This window comes from Tropicibacter oceani, assembly GCF_029958925.1.
GTDB lineage: Bacteria > Pseudomonadota > Alphaproteobacteria > Rhodobacterales > Rhodobacteraceae > Pacificoceanicola > Pacificoceanicola oceani.
In genome coordinates, this window is record NZ_CP124616.1 from 1,449,405 (window position 1) to 1,467,975 (window position 18,571).

At 63.3% G+C, this 18,571-nt stretch carries 12 protein-coding genes; 8 read left to right on the forward strand and 4 right to left on the reverse strand.

The window, feature by feature from the left end; all coding sequences use genetic code 11:
• Positions 1-191 precede the first annotated feature (191 nt).
• The 4 genes from QF118_RS06990 (at position 192) to QF118_RS07005 (ending at position 8,730) form a co-directional block, all read left to right on the forward strand.
• On the forward strand, positions 192-3,932 hold the full coding sequence (locus QF118_RS06990; protein WP_282301912.1) for an Ig-like domain-containing protein: 3,741 nt from the start codon (positions 192-194) through the stop codon (positions 3,930-3,932).
• Between the two features lie 95 nt (positions 3,933-4,027).
• Complete coding sequence (locus QF118_RS06995) at positions 4,028-5,335, forward strand: TolC family protein (protein ID WP_282301913.1); 1,308 nt, start codon at positions 4,028-4,030, stop codon at positions 5,333-5,335.
• Between the two features lie 41 nt (positions 5,336-5,376).
• On the forward strand, positions 5,377-7,548 hold the full coding sequence (locus tag QF118_RS07000) for a type I secretion system permease/ATPase (RefSeq protein ID WP_394357085.1): 2,172 nt from the start codon (positions 5,377-5,379) through the stop codon (positions 7,546-7,548).
• The gene (locus QF118_RS07005) at positions 7,549-8,730 is read left to right on the forward strand and encodes an HlyD family type I secretion periplasmic adaptor subunit (protein WP_282301914.1); all 1,182 of its coding nucleotides are present in this window, start codon (positions 7,549-7,551) and stop codon (positions 8,728-8,730) included. It abuts the gene before it with no gap.
• A 64-nt stretch (positions 8,731-8,794) separates the two neighbouring features.
• Here the strand turns inward: QF118_RS07005 and dtd are convergent, their stop codons facing one another.
• Together dtd and QF118_RS07015 are read right to left on the reverse strand one after the other, a co-directional pair.
• Positions 8,795-9,238 carry a D-aminoacyl-tRNA deacylase gene (gene dtd / locus QF118_RS07010; protein WP_282301915.1) on the reverse strand — a complete coding sequence of 148 codons (444 nt, stop codon included), beginning with the start codon at positions 9,236-9,238 and terminating at the stop codon, positions 8,795-8,797.
• Complete coding sequence (locus QF118_RS07015; protein ID WP_282301916.1) at positions 9,235-10,131, reverse strand: carbohydrate kinase family protein; 897 nt, start codon at positions 10,129-10,131, stop codon at positions 9,235-9,237. The genes dtd and QF118_RS07015 overlap by 4 nt, the downstream gene beginning before the upstream one ends.
• Before the next feature lie 139 nt (positions 10,132-10,270).
• Here QF118_RS07015 and QF118_RS07020 point away from each other — a divergent pair, with 139 nt between their 5' ends.
• Complete coding sequence (locus QF118_RS07020) at positions 10,271-10,684, forward strand: Hsp20/alpha crystallin family protein (protein WP_282301917.1); 414 nt, start codon at positions 10,271-10,273, stop codon at positions 10,682-10,684.
• 29 nt (positions 10,685-10,713) lie between these two features.
• On the opposite strand, the gene QF118_RS07025 is transcribed toward QF118_RS07020, so the two are convergent.
• The gene (locus QF118_RS07025; RefSeq protein WP_282301918.1) at positions 10,714-11,799 is read right to left on the reverse strand and encodes a TFIIB-type zinc finger domain-containing protein; all 1,086 of its coding nucleotides are present in this window, start codon (positions 11,797-11,799) and stop codon (positions 10,714-10,716) included.
• Positions 11,800-11,903: 104 nt separating this feature from the next.
• Between QF118_RS07025 and QF118_RS07030 the strand changes: the two genes are divergently transcribed.
• Positions 11,904-12,458 (forward strand): hypothetical protein, encoded by a 555-nt coding sequence (locus tag QF118_RS07030; RefSeq protein WP_282301919.1) that lies wholly within the window; start codon positions 11,904-11,906, stop codon positions 12,456-12,458.
• Between the two features lie 192 nt (positions 12,459-12,650).
• Here QF118_RS07030 and QF118_RS07035 read toward each other — a convergent pair whose 3' ends face one another.
• Positions 12,651-14,486, reverse strand: coding sequence for a TniQ family protein (locus QF118_RS07035; RefSeq protein ID WP_282301920.1), 1,836 nt, complete (start codon positions 14,484-14,486; stop codon positions 12,651-12,653).
• Between the two features lie 580 nt (positions 14,487-15,066).
• Between QF118_RS07035 and QF118_RS07040 the strand changes: the two genes are divergently transcribed.
• Positions 15,067-16,452 carry an IS1182 family transposase gene (locus tag QF118_RS07040; RefSeq protein WP_282301718.1) on the forward strand — a complete coding sequence of 462 codons (1,386 nt, stop codon included), beginning with the start codon at positions 15,067-15,069 and terminating at the stop codon, positions 16,450-16,452.
• A 323-nt stretch (positions 16,453-16,775) separates the two neighbouring features.
• Positions 16,776-18,065 carry an MFS transporter gene (locus QF118_RS07045; RefSeq protein WP_282301921.1) on the forward strand — a complete coding sequence of 430 codons (1,290 nt, stop codon included), beginning with the start codon at positions 16,776-16,778 and terminating at the stop codon, positions 18,063-18,065.
• Positions 18,066-18,571 lie beyond the last annotated feature (506 nt).

Below are 18,571 nucleotides of genomic sequence, written 5' to 3' on the forward strand. Positions count from 1 at the left end.
CGGGAAAACACACCTGATTTTCCCTGTACGTCAATTTCTGACTGGCGAATTGGCAAAAAATGCGGTAACCCGAAAACAGAAAAATAATTGACGGCGATAAAAAACAGCCGTCGCAGAGGTAGAGCGGTGTAACTATGAACGCGATCGATTTCGTGATCCGTACCCGTACGGGTGCAATAGAACGTGGGTCTGTGGCTGGTGAAAATCAGGGTTTCCTGATTGACGCTGGTGCGGGCAACGACATTTCCCTTAACATCAGTCAGGCGAACCTGCGCGGCTATGACCGGGCGGCAGACGATCTGTTGATCACGCTGGCGGATGGCCGGGTGATCGTCCTCGAAGGCTATTTTGCCGGAGGCGAGGAAAACCGCCTGTTCCTGAGTGCCGAGGGCACCCTGAACCAGGTCAGTTTCGTCGAGGCAGACGGCGGCGCGCTTTATGCGCAGTACGGCCCGACCGAGACCTTTGGCAAATGGAGCCCCTCGGACGACCTGATCTTCCTGGACGAGCCGCGCGTTGTCGCGGACGCGGGATATTACGAAGAAGACGAAGTCAGCATGCTGGGCGCCGGTCTGTTGGGCGGCGCTGCGGGCCTTGGTGGTCTGGGCGCGGCAACGGCGGGTCTGGCCGGTCTTGGACTGCTGGGTCTGACCGGCGGTGATGGCGATGGCGGCGACGGTGACGGCGGTGACGGTGGTGGCACCGGACCGGCGGTTCCGACCGTGGACAACCCCGATGCCAGCATCGACATCGGCGGCGGCGACGATCCCAAGCTGGTGATCACCGGCACCGGCGAGCCGGGCGATGATGTGTCGATCACCATCGACGACGACACCGTGACCACCGTCATCGAAGACGACGGCACCTGGGAGGTCATCTTTGACGGTGACGATTTCCCGCCGGACGGCATCTATGAAGATGTGGTCGTGGTTGTCACGCATCCCGATGGCGGCACCACCGAACTGGACGGCCCCAGCTTTGAAATCGACACGACGCCCCCGGCGCTCGAGATTGACAGCGGCACGGTTTCGCTGGGCGATCTGTTCAACGCCGAAGGCTACGAAGAAGGCGGCGTCAGCGTCAGCGGCACCGCCGAAGTCGGCGCGACCGTGGTCATGGTCGTTGGCGATTACCAGCAATCCGTGGTTGTCGGCGAAAGCGGCACTTGGACCTTCAGCTTTGACGAAGTGACCTTCCCGGCGGGCGAATACACCACCGACATCACGATCACCGCGACCGACAGCTTTGGCAACGCCACCGTCGTCAGCGACAGCGTGCAGGTCGACACCATCGGTCTGGTCAGCCTCGATAACGCGCCCCTGACGGGCGACGACCTGATCGGGCAGGGCGAATACGACGCGGGCGTGACCCTGTCGGGCAGTTCGCAGGCCGGGTCTTCGGTTGTCGTGACCATCGAGGGCGTCAGCCACAGCGTCACGGCAGGTGCCGATGGCAGCTGGAGCGTGACCTTTGCCAAGGGCGATCTGCCCGCCGGCACCTACACCACGTCGGCGACCATCGTGGCCACCGATGCGGCTGGCAACGTGGCCAGCGCCACCCACAGCTTTGACGTCGATACCGAGATTTCGCTGTCGATGAACACCGGAACGGTGGGCGGAGACGGCATGGTCAATGCCTCTGAACGCGCCGCCGGTGTCGTTCTGACCGGCTCGGCCGAGGCGGGTTCGTCGGTGGTGGTCATGGTCTCGGGGACCGAGCTGACCGCAACGGTTGCCGCCAATGGCAGCTGGTCGGTGAACATCCCCACGGGTCTGATCCCCGAAGGCGAAACCAGCCTTGCCGTCACCGCGACGGCAACGGACGCGGCGGGCAACAGCACCTCGACCTCGGGCACGATCGCCGTGGACACCATGACGGCCGTTTCGGTCCAGACCGCCGGGGTCGAAGGCGACGGCGTTGTCAACGCAGCCGAACATGCCGATGGCGTCACCCTGACCGGCAATGCCGAAGCAGGCTCGACCGTCATGGTCACGCTGGGGTCGGTCACCAAAGCGGCCACCGTGGCGGCCAACGGTTCCTGGAGCGTGAACTACACCGCGTCGGAAATTCCGACGGGTGAAAGAACGCTGCCGGTTTCGGCGGTTTCGACCGATGCGGCAGGCAACACCGCCACCGCGACGGGCGATCTGCAGGTCGACACGCTGGTGCGCAACTTCACCAACACCTCGACGCCGGGCGGCGCCGATGGCGTGCTGAACGCGCAAGAGGCATCGCAGGGCCTGACCCTGACGGGCACGACCGAACCGGGCGGCACCGTCAAGGTGACGCTGGACGGCGTGGTCAAATCCGCCACCGTCGACGCCAATGGCAACTGGACCGTCACCTATGGCAGCAGCGAGCTGCCCTCGGGCGAACGCACCGTCAGCCTTGTGGCGGTGTCGACCGATGCGGCGGGCAACACCGACACGCTGACCCAATCGGTCCGCGTCGATACCGAAGCAGGCATCCTGACCATCAGCCCGGCACCGGTCGAAGGCGACGATATCGTCAACTTTGCCGAAGCCTCGGATGGCGTTGTGCTGACCGGCACCTCGAACCCCTTCGAGATGGTCACGGTCACCATGAACGGTGTCAGCCACACGGTTCAGACCAACGCCAACGGCGTCTGGACGGCTCCCTTCGCGTCATACGAAGTGGCCCCCGGCACCTATACCGCGGAAATCACCGCCACCATCACCGACAGCGCGGGCAACACCCTGACGCGGACGGACTCGGTGCGCGTCGATACCGAGGTCGAAAACTTCGCGCCCAGTTCCGCGCCCATCGAAACCGATGGCGTGATCAACAAGGTCGAGGCCTCGAACGGCGTCACCCTGGCCGGGACCACCGAAGTCGGCGGGTCGATCCAGGTCGTGTTCGAAGGCATGTCCTACACCGGTGTCGTCGACAGCGCGGGCAACTGGACGGTGAACCTGCCTGCCAGCGCCATGCTGTCGGGCGAGAAATCCGGCAATGCCAAGGTTCTGACCACGGATGCGGCGGGCAACACCGCCGAGGCATCCGTCACGCTGACCTTTGACACGCTTGTCACCGTTCTGACCATGTCCGACGCGCCGATCACCGCCGACAACGTGGTGAACGCAGCCGAGGCCGCCGAGGGCATCACCCTCAACGGTCAGGTCGAGGCAGGGTCGAGTGTGATGATCACCTTTGGCGGCGTGGTACACGAAGCAACGGTCAACAGCGCGGGTCAGTGGACCCTTGATGTGCCGTCCTCGTCGATCCCGCTGGGCACGCGCAACGAAACGGTGCTGATCCAGGCGACCGATGCGGCTGGCAACACCAAGTCGATCACCGAAACCATCGCCATCGACACCGATGCACCCGGCGCGCTGGATTGGGAAGGCTACGGCCGCAACCACAAGGGCGTGGACGAAATCCGCACCGAGATCACCGAGGACACGGTGGAAATCGGCGTGGTCGTCAACCCGGGCAGCAACCCGTCGGTGGCGGATGTGCCGCTGTCCTCGTCCTACGACGTGGACCCGCTGGGCGTGACCTATCATTCGTTCACGTCCTCGGTTCCGGACGGGTCGCACCTTGTGGTGACGGCGACGGATGCGGCGGGCAACACCTCGGGCAACTACCTGGTGACGGACGATCCGGCCACCAACGAGGTGACGATGACTGACGCGCTGGCCAACGTGCTTTCGAACTACCAGATCGAAAGCATCGACCTGACCTTTGCCGAAGACAGCCATCTGACCATCACCGAGGCGCAGATCGTGGCCCTGTCCAGCAACACCGACACCCTTGTGGTGCACGGCGGGGCGGATGAGAGCGTGACGATCACGGGGGCGACGCACACCGGCACGACGACGGTGGGGACGGAAACCTTCAACACCTATTCGCTTGGCGATGCGACGCTGATGATCGACGACGACATCACCAACGTGAACGGCTTGGTCTAAGCCGGTCCCGATACGAGTAACGTCCGGAGGCCCGGCTGAACCGGGCCCCGGATCCCGACATATAAATATAAATCGCGCCGATACGGGGGCACGACATGAGCAGTAGCAGGCGGAGCCTGGGCTTGATCATCGCTGTCGCGATGCTGCCCGGATGCATGAAGGACACGGGCGAGGGGACGGTTTCTCGCTTTTTGGGGGTTGAACCCAAGGCCGAAGCCCCATCGGGCGCGGCACAAAAGGCTGTGGTCAAACCGGCCGAAGCCTCGGAAATCATCCGGGCGCTGCAAACGCGCCCATCGGTGCTGATGTCGGGCACGCCCTATTCGCGCGTGGCCGATGCGGTGATCGCATCGGATGCGCGGGTGGCCGAAGCCGAATTGCGCGTCGCCCAGATGCGCGCCCAGGCGGCCAAATACAACTGGATGCCAAGGATCGGGCCGCGCGTGTCGTTGAACTCGCTCGGGGATTTCGTGGCGGACCTGGTGATCAACCAGGTGCTTTTTGACAACGGCCGCAAGGTGGCGGAACGCGATCTGGCAAAGGCGAACGTGGAAATTGCCGCCGTGACGCTGGTCGAGGACGGCAACCGCCGCGTGTACGATGCGCTGTCGCTGTATGTCAAAGCACAGGAAAACCGTGATCTGTCGGCCCACCTGGATCAGGCGCTGGGTGAAATGGCGCATTTCGAATGGGTCATGACCGAACGGGTCGACGGCGGCGTGTCGGACATGTCCGACCTCAACGTGCTGCGCCAGAAACTGGCCGCCATGCGCGCCCGTTCCGGCGAGGCCCGAGAGGCGACCGCCACCGCCATGGCAGAACTCAACGCCATGTCGGCCCGGCCGCTGGATTCGCTGGCCGGCATCGGGGGCCTGCGCAGCAGCCCCGCCGGAGAGGCCCTGGGCGTCATCCGCGCCCGCGCCGAACGCGAACGCACCATCGCCGAGGCCAAGATCGCCCGCGCCGGCCATCTGCCGGGCCTTGCGGCCAATGCCGACAGCACCGGCGCCTATGGGCTTGAGGTGACGACGGATTCCCTGTTCAGCCTTGGCACCATGGCCGAATTCAACGCCATCGAGGCGGCCAAGGAAACCGCCGACCGCAAGGTGACCGAAGCCCGCGAGGTGGCCGAGCGCCGCATCCAGGCCCAGTCCCGCCAGATGGAAGCCTTTCAGCGCCAGGCCACCGAGGCCCGCACCCTGACCGCCCAGGCCCGGCAGAACCTTGATCTGTTCCGCGCGCAATACGAAGGCGGGCAGCGCCAGGTGATGGATGTTGTCGGGGTCTACGAAACCTATGCCCAGGCGCTGGAAACCGAGATTGAGTTGAAATACAAGGCCGCCCGCGCCGAGCTGGAGCTCGCGCGTCTCAGGGGCGCCCTGGCGGAAGGGGCAAGCATTTGAGCGCGCAGCCGCTGTCCACCATCGCAGGCAAGGCGCGCGCCATGTTGCGCGCGGTTCCGGCGCAATCCGCGGCCAACCCCATGCGCCGCGCCCCGCGTCATTCGACGCGCGCGAAATCCCGCGCCGATCTGATCATGGTCCTGGCCGGCCGCCTGGGGATCGAAGCGAAATCCGCCGACATCCTCGAAGCCTTGTCCAAGAACGCAGGCTGTGACGACAGTTTCGACAGCCATGCGCTGAAAGCCGGGGCCAAGGCCGCCGGGCTGATCGCCGAAACCCGCGAAGCCGCCACCCTGCACCCCGATCTGTGGCCCGCCATCGCGTTGATGTCGAACGGCCAGGCAGTGCTGGTCCTGTCCCAGGAAGACTGGGGCCTGTCGATCTATGATGCTGCCGCCCCGGACCGCCGGTCCGAGGTCGCCTTGAGCGAATTCGAGCCCTATTTCACCGGCCAGATCATCCATGCCGAAGCGCCGGTTCAGGCGCTGGCGGAAACCCATGCCACGGTGGACGAAAAAACCCATTGGTTCTGGGGCCAGTTCGCCCGCTTCAAACGGCACTTCCTCGAGGTCGCGCTTGGCTCTTTCGTTGCCAACATGCTGGCGGTGGCAGTCGCGCTGTTTTCCTTGCAGGTCTATGACCGAGTTATCCCGCACCAGTCCGAAGCGACGCTTTGGGTCTTGGCCGCAGGTGCGGTTCTGGCGCTCCTGCTCGAAGCCTTTCTGAAAGTCGCCCGATCCCAGTTGCTGGACGGCGCCGGCCGCCAGATCGAAATGAGCATCCAGAAAAGCCTGATGGACCGCCTTCTGGGCATGCGCTCGGACATTGCCGGCCGCTCGCCGTCGCAATTGTTTTCGTCGATGCGCGAATTCGGCTCGGTCCGTGAATTCTTTACCGCCTCGACCGTGGGGGCATTGGCGGACATTCCGTTCATCTTTGTCTTTCTCTTCCTTGTCTGGTCCATCGCGGGCAGCGTCGTCTGGGTCCTGGTGCTTGGCGGCATCCTGATGGTCGTCCCCGGCTTTTTCCTGCAAAAACGCATGATCCGCCTGACCCGCGAAATGCAGGGCGCCTCGTCCAAGCAATCGCGCCTGCTGCAGGAAACCGTGGTCGAACTGGACACGATCAAGACCCAGCGCGGAGAAGACCGTTTCCGCCGCATGTGGGAAGAGCTGACCGCCGTCCAGGCCCTGAAATCTTCGGAGCAGCGCCGCCTTGCCTCGATCCTGACCTTCTGGAGCCAGGGCATCCAGCAGGGCACCTATGTCGCCGCGGTCATCACCGGCACCTACCTGGTCTTTGCCGGCGAATTCACTGTCGGGTCGATCATCGCCACGGGCATCCTGACCTCGCGCACGCTGGCGCCGTTGACGCAGCTGTCGGGCATCCTGGCCCGCTGGGGCAACGTCAAATCCGCACTGGATGGGCTGGACAGCCTTGCCCACGCGCCGCAGGACCGGTCCACCGCGCGCACCTATCTGCGCCGCGAAAGGCTCAAGGGCCATTTCGAGCTGCGCGACGCCGCCTATCACTATGACCCCGAATCCGCCCCGGTGCTGGACCTCAAGCAACTTGCGATCCAGCCGGGCCAGACGCTTGCGATCCTTGGCGCCAATGGCTCGGGCAAATCCACCTTCCTCAAGATGCTGACGGGGCTTTATGCGCCGACCCACGGCAAGGTCCTGGTTGATGGCACCGAGATGAGCCAGATCGACCCGCGCGATCTGCGCCGCTCGATCGGCTACCTGGGGCAGGACGTGCGCCTGTTTCATGGCACGCTGCGCGACAACCTCAACCTGAACATGCTGGAACGCAACGACGACCGCCTCTACGAGGCGCTGGATTTCGCGGGCCTCGGCCAGTTCGTCAAAGCCCACCCCAAGGGGCTGGACCTGGACATCCGCGACGGCGGCGAAGGCCTGTCCGTCGGGCAACGCCAAAGCATCGGCTGGGCGCGCCTGTGGCTGCAGGACCCCGACGTCTGCCTGCTGGACGAACCCACCGCCGCGCTGGACCAGACGCTGGAAAAGACGCTGATCTCGCGGCTGGAAACCTGGCTGGACGGGCGCACCGCCGTGATCGCCACGCACCGCGTGCCGATCCTGTCGCTGGCAACCCGGACCCTGATCCTGGCCAATGGTCGCATGGCCATCGACGGGCCGCGCGACCAGGTTCTGGAACATCTTCGCACCGCACAGCAGGGGGTCGCGTAAATGGCCACAAGCAGCACCAATCTTTCGGCGCAACTGGCGCGCGACCTCAAGGGGCCGTCGCTGACCATCTGGCTGTCGGCCGCCACGGTCTGGATCTTCATCATCTGGGCGTCCTATGCCTGGATCGATGAAATCGTCCGCGCCGAAGGCGAGATCATCTCGTCCTCGCGCCCGCAGATCATCCAGAACCTCGAAGGCGGCATCCTGGCCGAACTTCTGGTCAAGGAAGGCGACGAAGTGCTGCGCGGCGACGTGCTGGCCCGCCTGCATGGCACCCAATTCAAATCCTCGGTCGAAGACCTGAGGGATCAGATCACCGCCCTCGAGATCCGCCGCCTGCGGCTCGAGGCCGAACTGGCGGGGGCGTCCACCTTTGACGTCCCCGCTTCTTTGGCCATGCGCTCGCCCGATCTGGTCCAATCCGAACGCGCCCTTCTGCAGGCTCGGCAATCCGATTTTGTCAGCCGCAAGGCCGGGGCGCAAAGCGTTCTGGCCCAGGCGCAAAGCGAACTCGACCTGATGGAGAACCTGCTCAAGAAAAAGGTCGTTGCCCTGATCGAGGTGACACGCGCCCGCAAGGCGCAGGCGGACGCCAAGAAGCTGTACGATGAAATCGTCACCCAGACGGGCCTTGCCCGCGCCGAGGAATACTCCGAAACGCTCAAGGAACTGGCGACGCTGTCACAGAACCTCAAGGCCAGCCAGGATCAGCTGACCCGCACCGTGCTGACCAGCCCGATGCACGGCATCGTCAACAACCTCAGCGTGACCACCATCGGCGGCGTCGTGCGCCCCGGCGAAGAGATCCTGCAGATCATCCCGGTAGACGAAGAGCTTTTCGTCGAAGCCCAGGTGAAACCGGAAAACATCGCCAACATCCGCCGCGGCCAAGAGGCGACGATCAAGCTGACCGCCTATGACTACACGATCTACGGCACGCTCAAGGGGCGGGTCGACGTGATCTCGGCCGATACCTTCAAGGACGAACGCCGCCCGGAAACCGAACCGCATTACAAGGTATCGATCCGCGTCGACATGAATTCGATGACGGATCGGCAGGCCTCGATCGAAATCCGCCCGGGGATGCAGGCCCAGGCCGAATTGCACACCGGCGAAAAGACCGTGCTGCAATACTTGCTCAAACCGCTCTACAAATCCCGCGAAGCCTTCCGCGAACCCTGATCCTGCTTCTTCTTGGGAAAAATACTCCGGGGGTGCGGGGGCTGGCCCCCGCTTGACCGGCGTCTCAGGTTTCGGTGTCCATCCAGATGGTCACCGGTCCGTCATTGACCAGGCTCACCGCCATGTCCGCGCCAAATCGCCCGGTGGCGACGGGAATGCCCCGGGCCTGAACCTGCGCCGCGAAATACTCGTACAGCTTTTCCCCCTCGGCGGGGGGCGCCGCGGTGGAAAATCCCGGGCGGTTGCCGCGCGCCGTGTCCGCCGCCAGGGTGAACTGGCTGACCACCAGGGCCGCGCCGCCGATATCCAGGACCGAGCGGTTCATCCGTCCTTCATCATCTTTGAAGATCCGCAGTTTGGCGATCTTGGACGCCAGCCGATCGGCCTGCGCCTCGGCATCCCCCTGCATGGCGCAGATCAGGATCAACAGGCCGGGGCCGATCTCGCCGACCGTGGCGCCATCGACATCGACCTGCGCGCGCGCGACGCGTTGGATCAGTGCCCTCAAAGCTCGGCTTCCCAAGGCGGGTTGGCGCCGGCGCGGCTGACGGTGATCGCCGCCGCCCGTGCGCCCAGATCCGCCGCAGGCACCAGGTCTTCGAGGCTGGCATTGGCCAGACCCGCGCGCGACAGCAAACCGCCCTTGCGCAGGCCAGCCAGGAACCCGGCGTTGAAAGTATCGCCCGCGCCCACAGTATCGACCACCGTCACCTTTTGCGCGGCGACCCGGCGGCTGCCGTCCCGGGTCACAAGATCGACGCCATCGGCGCCGCGTGTCACCAGGATGACCTTGCTGTGCTTCAGCAGTGCTTCGGGCGTGGTCTTGAGCCAGTCCATGTCCTCGTCGGAAATCTTGATGATGTCGGCGCGGGTCAGCATCTGGTCCAGGCGGGCGCGATAGCGCGCTTCGTCGGTGATGAACCCGGGCCGGATGTTCGGGTCGATCATCACCGGCAGATCACCCGCCTGCGCGCAAAGCGCGGCATAGCTGTCGGCCTGCGGCTCGGACACCAGGGAAATCCCGCCAAAGAACAGCGCATCGGCCTTGCCTTCCAGGTCCGGCAGATCGTCCTGCGACAACATCCGCCCGGCGGTGTTTTCGTCGTAAAAGGCATATTGCGCATGGCCATTCGTCAGCGTGACAAAGGCCAGCGTCGTGGGCCGGTCGCTGCGCGGGCAATGGCTGCTGTCGACCTTGCTGGCGCTTAGCGTGTCGACCAGTTGTTTGCCGAACAGGTCGTTCGACAATCCGCCAAAGTAGCCGACCGGGGCGCCCAGACGTCCCAGCGCGATGGCCGTGTTGAAGACAGCGCCGCCCGCATAGGGGGCAAAGCAGGGCTCGCCGTAGGGGCTGGTCCGGGGCAGCATGTCGATCAGGGCTTCGCCGCAGCATAGGATCATGGTCAAGTTCCTTTGGAATGTTTGCGCTAAACTGCACATCTCACCCCTGTTCGGCAAGGGGGCATTGCTTGCGGTTAATGACCTGCGCCCTGTGGCGCGCCAAGGTCTTCGCATAGCATATTTCCTGATGGAGCTAAACATGGTGGAATCGAACCAGACCGGCATGCTGCCGAACATCTATGCCCCGCTGCGCGGCCTTGGCACCCGCCTGAAGGACTGGCTGTCGCCGGCCTCGGACGCGTCTTCCGACGACAAGGCCTATCGCATCACGATGGAATTGCCCGGTGTGTCCGAGGGCGACATCGAACTGACGGTCGATCAGGGCATGCTGACCGTTTCAGGCGAAAAAAGCGAATCGCGTGAGGACAAGGGCGAGACCTGGTATTTCTCGGAACGCCAATTCGGGGCTTTCCGCCGCTCGTTTCGGCTGCCCGGGGATGCGGATGCCGACAAGGCCGAGGCGCACGTCAAGGACGGCGTGCTTGAGGTGACGGTGCCGCGCAAGGCGCCCGACAGCGGTCAGGCGCGCAAGATCGAAGTCAAAAAGAAATGAGGTCAGGCGGGAGCAATCCCGCCTTTTCCTTACTGGTTCATTGCCACGACATAGCCGACGCCCGCTGCCACGATCAGCCCCAGGATCACCGCAAAGGTGATCTTCCAGGCCGACCAGGGGCGTTCGCCCTGCACGCGGCCGGTGCGCCCGTTCACCACGAACCGATAGCTTTTACCGCGATATTTGTAGGCCGCCAGCCAGACCGGCAGCAGAACGTGTTTGAACGTGACCGCGCTGATGTCGGTATCGACCGAATGCACGCGCTGCCGATCGCCGCCGATGTCGAATTTCACGTCACGGTGAATCACCCGGTCCATATGCGCGCGCGCCTCGTGAAAGCCCTCATCCAGGTCCACCTGATACCCTTCGGCGCGGAACCCGGCCAGGTATTCGGGGCGATAGGGCTCCATCTCGGCCAGGTCCCAGGGCTCAAGCCCGTCGGTGAACCGCTTGGGCAGCGACCGCGAGGCCAGCACCAGCACATCGTCAAAGAACCGCGAGACATGGCCGGATTTCGGCGACCAGCGGACTTTCTGGACCTGCTGGGTGGTCATCTTGCCGTCGCGCATCACCCGGCGCGTTTCGTAATAGACCGTGCCGCGTTCGCCGCGGTAATCGCTTTCGGTCTGGGCGTCAAAGGTCCAGTAAGGCACGTAGATGCCCGTCATCTTGCGCCCCTTGCGGGCATAGTCCTGCAACCCGTTTGGCGCGAACCACAGCGCGCCCAGCCACTTGGTCATGGCCTCGCGGGCGGTCTGCTCTTCCATGGCAAAGGGCAACAGGCCGCGCGGCTTGATATGCCGATGCGCGCCTGTGTCGGTGACCAGCGGCGTTGCACAGAACGGGCATTCGACTGCGTGCACATCCGGATCGAATTCGATCTCGGCCGCGCAATTGGGGCATTTGGAAACGCGCGTTTCCTCGATTTCCTGCAGCGGCAACAGGTTGTCCATTGCCGCGCGGAAATCCAGTTCGCGGATGCTGCCCTTCCACGGGCCAGAGTCGTCGATGTCGCGCGTTGCGCCGCAATGATCGCAGACCAGTTTGCCCGCATCGGGGTCAAAGCGGTAATCCGCCCCACATTGATCGCAGGGAAAGCGATGTTCCTCGGTCATGGCTTGGGCCTTTTCGAAACCTTTGGGCGCAGACTATCCCGCGCGGGCGCGATGCAAAAGAGGTCGCAGTTCCGCCCGCGCCGCGAATCCCCTAAGCTGTGGAAATGATCCGCAGCTTTGCCCTTGTCAGCACCTTGCTTGCCGCCGCGCCCACTTGGGCCGAACCCGTGACCTACCGTTTTGTCTGGACGGGGGCGCAGGGGTATTCGATGACCGGCGCGATGTCCTTTGACAGCGCCTTCTTGACCCGCGACATGGTGCGCGAAGGCGATCTGTCCTGTTTCCACATCACGGGCTTTTTCGAAGGCCAGCAGATCGGCCGCTGGGCCCTGACCATGTTGAACGAGGATACCTCGTGGCGGCTGCACTTTGTTCCCCGCGAAAGCGCCTTTGTCGTCGAAGGGCGCGGTATTCCGATGGCGCAGGCCTGGAACATGAACGGCGCAGGCGACGATTGCGGCGAGGGGGGATTTGGTTTCAACCTTGGCAACCTTGGCCAGGATTTCTGCCGCAATGACGAGCCTCTCTTTGCCTCGCGGATCGACCCGTTCACGCCTTTTCCCGCGGTGCGGGACGACGACTATGTCTTTCCGGCGGGGGCCTGCAACGGTCCGGCAATGCTAAGCCTTGCGCCCAGCCCATCGGTGCCCCCGACCTGAGCCCGGGGCAGGGCGCGTTCCCTTGGCATGAACGAAAGACGCCTGACTGTCGTCCGACATGCATTGTTGGGTTTTGCGACAAAAGCTGTGTTTTTAAATTGGCGACGGACAAGGGCTGAATTTCGATCCCAAGCATGAAACAGGGCGGCGTGATTTGCGCCGCCCTTTCAGTTTCATGCATGATCGTCTGGATTAGCTGCCGAGGACCTGCTCGACTTCGGATCGCAGGTACAGGTAGCCGTAGTCGGCACCATCGGGGCTGAATGGCAGCACGCCAGCATCGCGGAGTTTCGGCGCCAGGCTCTGCCAGGTCACCGCATGCGCCTTCGCGAGAGTTCGGAGCGTTACGAACCGCTCGTGGAACACGGCGGCATCTTCCTTCGCGATGTAGCGCTGCATCGCCTTGGTCCGCGGGTTGCGGATTTCGGTCGACGGCAAATGGCCGTTCTTCACCAATCGATTTATAAACACCGGCTGGGCCAGGCCCACGGCCTTGGTGAAGAGCTCGAAGGACAAGGCGGCGGGTTCATCGAGCCCGAGCGCCTGGACGACCTCTTCATGGTAGACATGGACGGAGCCATAGCCATGAAACTGGGCATTACGGGCGACGCGTTGGATCCGACCTTGCCGTATCGCCTGAATAATCTCTGCCGGACGGACCTTGAGCCGCTGGGCGGCCTTCGCGATGGTTTCCCAACCATGCTGTGCCTGTTGGATGACCTCGGCTCCGGTCAGGAGACCGTCGAGAAAGGCCCGTCCATCTCGAGGATCCCAGATATGCTTGGATCTTGCCTCGGAAAGCGCTGGCTTCAGAATGCCATCTTCAACCAAAAGGTCGAACTGGGACCGACTGATACCGTTCGTCTCGGCGAATTCCTTCGCGGAGACGAAGCTGATCATCGGAGCCAGAAGCGCCTCGGCTCCTCGGGCATCAAATGTCGCCCAGTTGTCTGGCAGGTCTGGGTCGATCATGTTGGCGGCCTCCAGCATCCTCCGAAGCCGGCGTGCATCGATGCCTGTTTCCTGGGATGCAGTTCGGACTGAGTGTAGTCGCCGGTGTTCCACAGGTTCGCCGAGGAGGTCGTCACCGGGTCCCAGAGGCCAAGTCTCCAGAAGATGCCGCGCTATCAGATCGCGGTACGGTTTGAAATCCGGGTCGCCTCGATGTTCGCGGGACAGACGATCGTAGAGAAGTGGGAATACGGCTTTTGGCCCCATTCGCGGTTCTGCGAGGCCGTTCAGTTGCCTGAGATGCGCGAGGATCTCTGCCTCTCCTTGGGACGCGACGGCAAAGCCAGCATCATAGCAGAGGTGTTCCCATTTCTTCGTCACGTTGCTTGGTTTAAGGTCATGGAGTTTCAGGAGCGCAAATCCGAGCAGGCGGCAGAACACCGACGCGGCATGCAGCGGATGCCCGTTGAGCCACGTCTCTTCATGAGACTCGCCAGAAAGGCGCCGATCGAACCATATCTCGAAATCGGTCGGATTCCGCTTCGCCCCATCCATGTCGCCGCACGCGATCTGATCTGCGATATCACGGAAGCGCCCAGCTGTGTCGTACCGTAGTGTCGGTGCGGTTTCCTGCCAGAGGGGCACAAGGTTGGACTGATGTTTCACGCAGAGCGAAACGTGATGGATCAACCAATGGGCACGGTAGGTCATCGCCCGGTGCGGCACTAGAGTGGCCCCCTCGATGTCTGCGCGGAGACATGCCGGGCACCCACGCACTTCAGACGTCAGCAGTGGCCGGACGGGAAACTTGTGGCCATTGATGCTGCGGCGGCGACCTTCGCAAGTGACAGGGGTCCAGGTTGAGAGTGCATTCTGGTCATTGCCCGACAGCTGTCCCAGCTGCCGTAGGGCTTCTGGCACGCCCCTCAGAACCTCGGTAAATGGCAATTCGACATCTCGGCAAAAATCAACGGCGCTCACCCCGCCCGCAGCAGCCAGCCGCGACAGAAACGCAAACGCAGGTTCCCGCGGACGGGGCGTGTCATGGAGGGGGGACGGGTATTCGTGGATCATCATTGTCGCCACGTATGAGCCGGATTTCGAAAGGTCAAACCTGCGGGCTGAGATTTCGAGGAAATCCTACATCCTTTCGCTGCGAGCAAGCCGAGGTGGGTCAACGACTTCGGTTGAGACAAGCGTAGGAAGAGACCCGCAAGTTCAACACGATCATGACGGTGCCGGCTTGGCGTGATTGACCGCCGGGAAGTGTTTGTACCGCGACGACAGAAAGATCGTACCCGAGGCAATGGCACGTTTGATCGCCGGGAGAGGTCACGCGGACTGGCCTGTTGTTCAAACGTAACCTCGTGTCCACGGAACCGGAAATAGCCCAGCCTGCCTCTCGATCCCGGAGATTTTCCTATGGCAGGACGGTCTAGCGGGCGGATCGACTTCTTCAACACAAACCTTCAGGATTCCGGACCTTCTCTGCTCGTGCGAACCGAGCCTTCTCAGATAAAGGAAGCGGACCTTCCGCCTGGATCAGGCCCCAGAACCAGCTGCGACCTACACGGTCGGCGTATTTTGTTGAAAAACTCGCCCTTGATCGAAGGGCTCTCGGCTGATTCAATTCCCGCAATGGTTGGGAGGATTGGTGATGATGGGACCGCGGCAAGAGGCGCAACCGGTGCTGTTCTACGAGTTCTCGCTCGAGGATCATGTGCCCCAGAGCCACCTCCTGCGATCGATTGACCGGTTCGTGGACCTGTCCGGCATCCGTCGCTACCTCGCCGATTTCTACAGCCATACCGGGCGGCCTTCCGTCGATCCCGAGCTCCTCATCCGCATGCTGCTGGTGGGATATTGCTTCGGCATCCGGTCCGAACGGCGGCTGTGTGAAGAGGTGCATCTGAACCTGGCGTATCGGTGGTTTTGCCGCCTGGACCTCAGCGACCGCGTCCCTGACCATTCCACGTTCTCGAAGAACCGGCATGGGCGTTTCCGCGACAGCGAACTGCTCCGCCACTTGTTCGAGACGACCGTCGCGCGGTGCATCGAAGAGGGCTTGGTCAGCGGACAGCGCATGGCGGTGGATGCCAGTCTGATCGAGGCTGATGCCAACAAGCAGAACTCGACGCCCAAGGAGGAGTGGGATGCCGGCGCGATCGATCCCGCCGACGCGCCCCGGGCGGTTCGCGAGTATCTTGATACCCTGGACGAGGCAGCGTTCGGTGCCGCCAGCGAGGTCGAGCCCAAGTTCACATCACATTCAGACCCGGCCAGCCAATGGACTGCGGCCCGTAAGGGACCGGCATTCTTCAGTTATTCCGACAACTACCTGATCGATACGGACTATGGCGTCATCGTAGATGTCGAAGCGACACGGTCGATCCGGCAGGCCGAGGTCGGTTCCACGAAAACGATGCTCAAGCGGGTCAAGGCCAGGTTCGACCTGCACCCTGAACGTCTGATCGCGGACACGGCCTACGGCACCGCCCCCATGCTCGGCTGGTTGGTCGATCAGCAGATCGCGCCGCACATCCCGGTCATCGACAAGTCAGGGCGCAGCGACGGGACCTGGACCCGCGCCGACTTCGAATGGGACGCGGAGAACGATCAATACATCTGCCCAGAAGGACAGGAGCTGAAGCAATTCCGCCGGAATTATTCCGACCCGAACCGGGGTCCGACTGGCAAGGGAACAGCCCGGTATCGGGCTTTGAAAGAGGTCTGCCAGGCTTGCCCCTCCAAGGCAAAGTGCTGCCCGAACGCTGATGCCCGCAAGATCACCCGTGAGGAACATGAGGACGCCCGACAGGTTGCCCGCGACATTTCCAAGACCGAGCAATACGTAATCTCGATGAAGCTGCGGAAGAAGGTCGAGATGCTCTTTGCCCATCTCAAACGGATCCTTGGCCTGAACCGGCTCCGACTACGCGGCCCATGCGGTGCAAACGACGAATTCCTCCTCGCCGCAACCGCCCAAAACCTCCGCAAGATGGCCAAGGTCCTTCCCGCACCGCAGCAACCGCGGAAAGCCTGACAGGAAAGGCCCCCGCGCGCACTGCACAAGGCTACATTCTGCGCCAGCGAATGGGTGTTTTTCCACGGAATCCGCCGTTGCCTACCGGAACGTAGCGACCGGCCCTCAACGGACCTTTGGAAGGCTGGTCATCGCTGCGGCGCAGCTTCTCTGAACCTGCCCTTCGTTGCGATGTTCGGCATGGCCTTGTCAGCCAAAGCCCGGGGAGCAGCAGGGCTCTTGTTTTGCCCCGGCGGTGCGAATGTCCAGCTCCACGCCATGCCAGGCGCCCAGCTTGACGATGAGGCGTTGCGCAGGGATGTGCAACGGTGAATGCTGCTGCCATGGTGACAGAATTCGAGTTCTCCCTCAAGACTTTGTCGGACACGGCACGACGCCACGTCCGGGTGTTCCAGGTCCACCAGTTCCTTGACCGGTTTGCCATGGGCCTCACGGTGGCCGTCGTCGCGCTGGCGCTGACGGACCGGGGCATGGACCTCTTGCAGATATCGCTGCTGTTCGGAGTCTACGCGTTGACGACCATGGCGTTGGAACTGCCGTTCGGCGGGCTGGCCGACGCTATCGGTCGCAAGCCGGTCTTCCTCGCGGCGGTCGCGGCCAGCCTGGTGTCGCTGGCGCTGTTCCTGTCGTCGAGCGACTTTGGCGTGCTGGCGGTTTCGTTCGCGCTGATCGGGTTCGGCCGTGCGCTCCGGTCGGGCACGCTGGATGCCTGGTTCGTCGAGACCTTCAAGGCCGCCGCGCCGGGTGTCGACGTGCAACCCGCCCTGGCGAGGGCACATTGGGCCAATGCCTTGGGTCTTGCGGTCGGGGCCGTCCTTGGCGGGCTGCTTCCGGACGTGGTCGGCGCGATGGGCCTGCAATTTGGAGCGAGCCGCTACGACGTGTCCTATGCCGCCAGCTTCGCCGCCATGGTCGGGGTCATGGTCTACACGCTGTTCGCCATCGCCGAAGACCCGCGTCCCCTGAACAGGCATGCACTGAAGGACGGGATAGCCGGGGTCCCGGCGGTGATTGCCGATGCCGTGTTTCTGGTGTTGCGGCATCCGGCCCTGTCGATGCTGCTGTTGACCCTGGCCTTGTTCCTGATGGCGACCAATCCGGTCGAGGTGATCTGGCCCACCCACACCCGGCCGATGCTGGACGAGAGCCATGCCGCCACCGTCATCGGTGCCGTGACGGCGGGGTATTTCTTTGCGATCGCGTTTGGTGCGTGGCTGTCGCCCCATGTCAGCCGGGTGTTCCGGCGTCGCCACGCGCTCACGCTCGCGGTGATTTTCGCATGCCTCGCGGTCGTCCAGGTCGCGCTGGCAATGCAGGGAGGGATCGGCGGGTTCCTCGGCGTCTTCGCGCTGTATTCCGTGCTTCTCGGGGCAAGCGAGACGCCCGCGAGCAGCATCTTGCATCTTTGCGTGGAGGATCGCCAGAGGTCCACCATGCTGTCGCTGCGATCCCTGATCCAGCAACTGGGGGCAGCGGCAGGACTGATGATGGCAGGCTCTGTGGCCGAGATGTATTCCACGCCCGTTGCCTGGGGTGCAGGTGCCGTGTTTCTGCTGATTGCGATGATCCTGTGCCTGGCCCTGACCAGGCGGTTGGCGACCGGGGTCGAATAGTCGAGGTCCATGCGGAATGGAGCACAACCTTATCGGTTTACGAAGCGGTCATGCGGCGCGGCGGCGGCAGGCCGGCCCCCCAGGCAGGGCGCCATGACAGTCCCGGCCCAGAGCTGCCACACAAGACCACCATGAATGCTGCGGGGCAGATTCCCCAGTGCGGGCCTTCAAACGCGTGCGCTGCAAATGGATAGTGCCCCAAGATCGGGGGGGATTACCGGGGTCGGAGGGCCCGGCTCAAGCCACCCTCCGGCTCCATCTCGTGAGCCGCCGCATAGGTGGCTGAGAAAAACCTCGGAAATTCATTTCCGACACCATGCGGACGACACCATGTCCGTTGAGTAAGCCGCCGCATAGGCGGTTGGGGGCCGGAGGGCCAGGCGCAAGCCACCTTCCGGCTCTACCTGCCATCTTCCGCGAGAGCGTCCAGATAAGCTTTTGTGCATGCTCGGCCCAAAGCCGTCATTGTGCCTAAGCTCTGGGGCCACATTGCGCTGGCCGGAAGC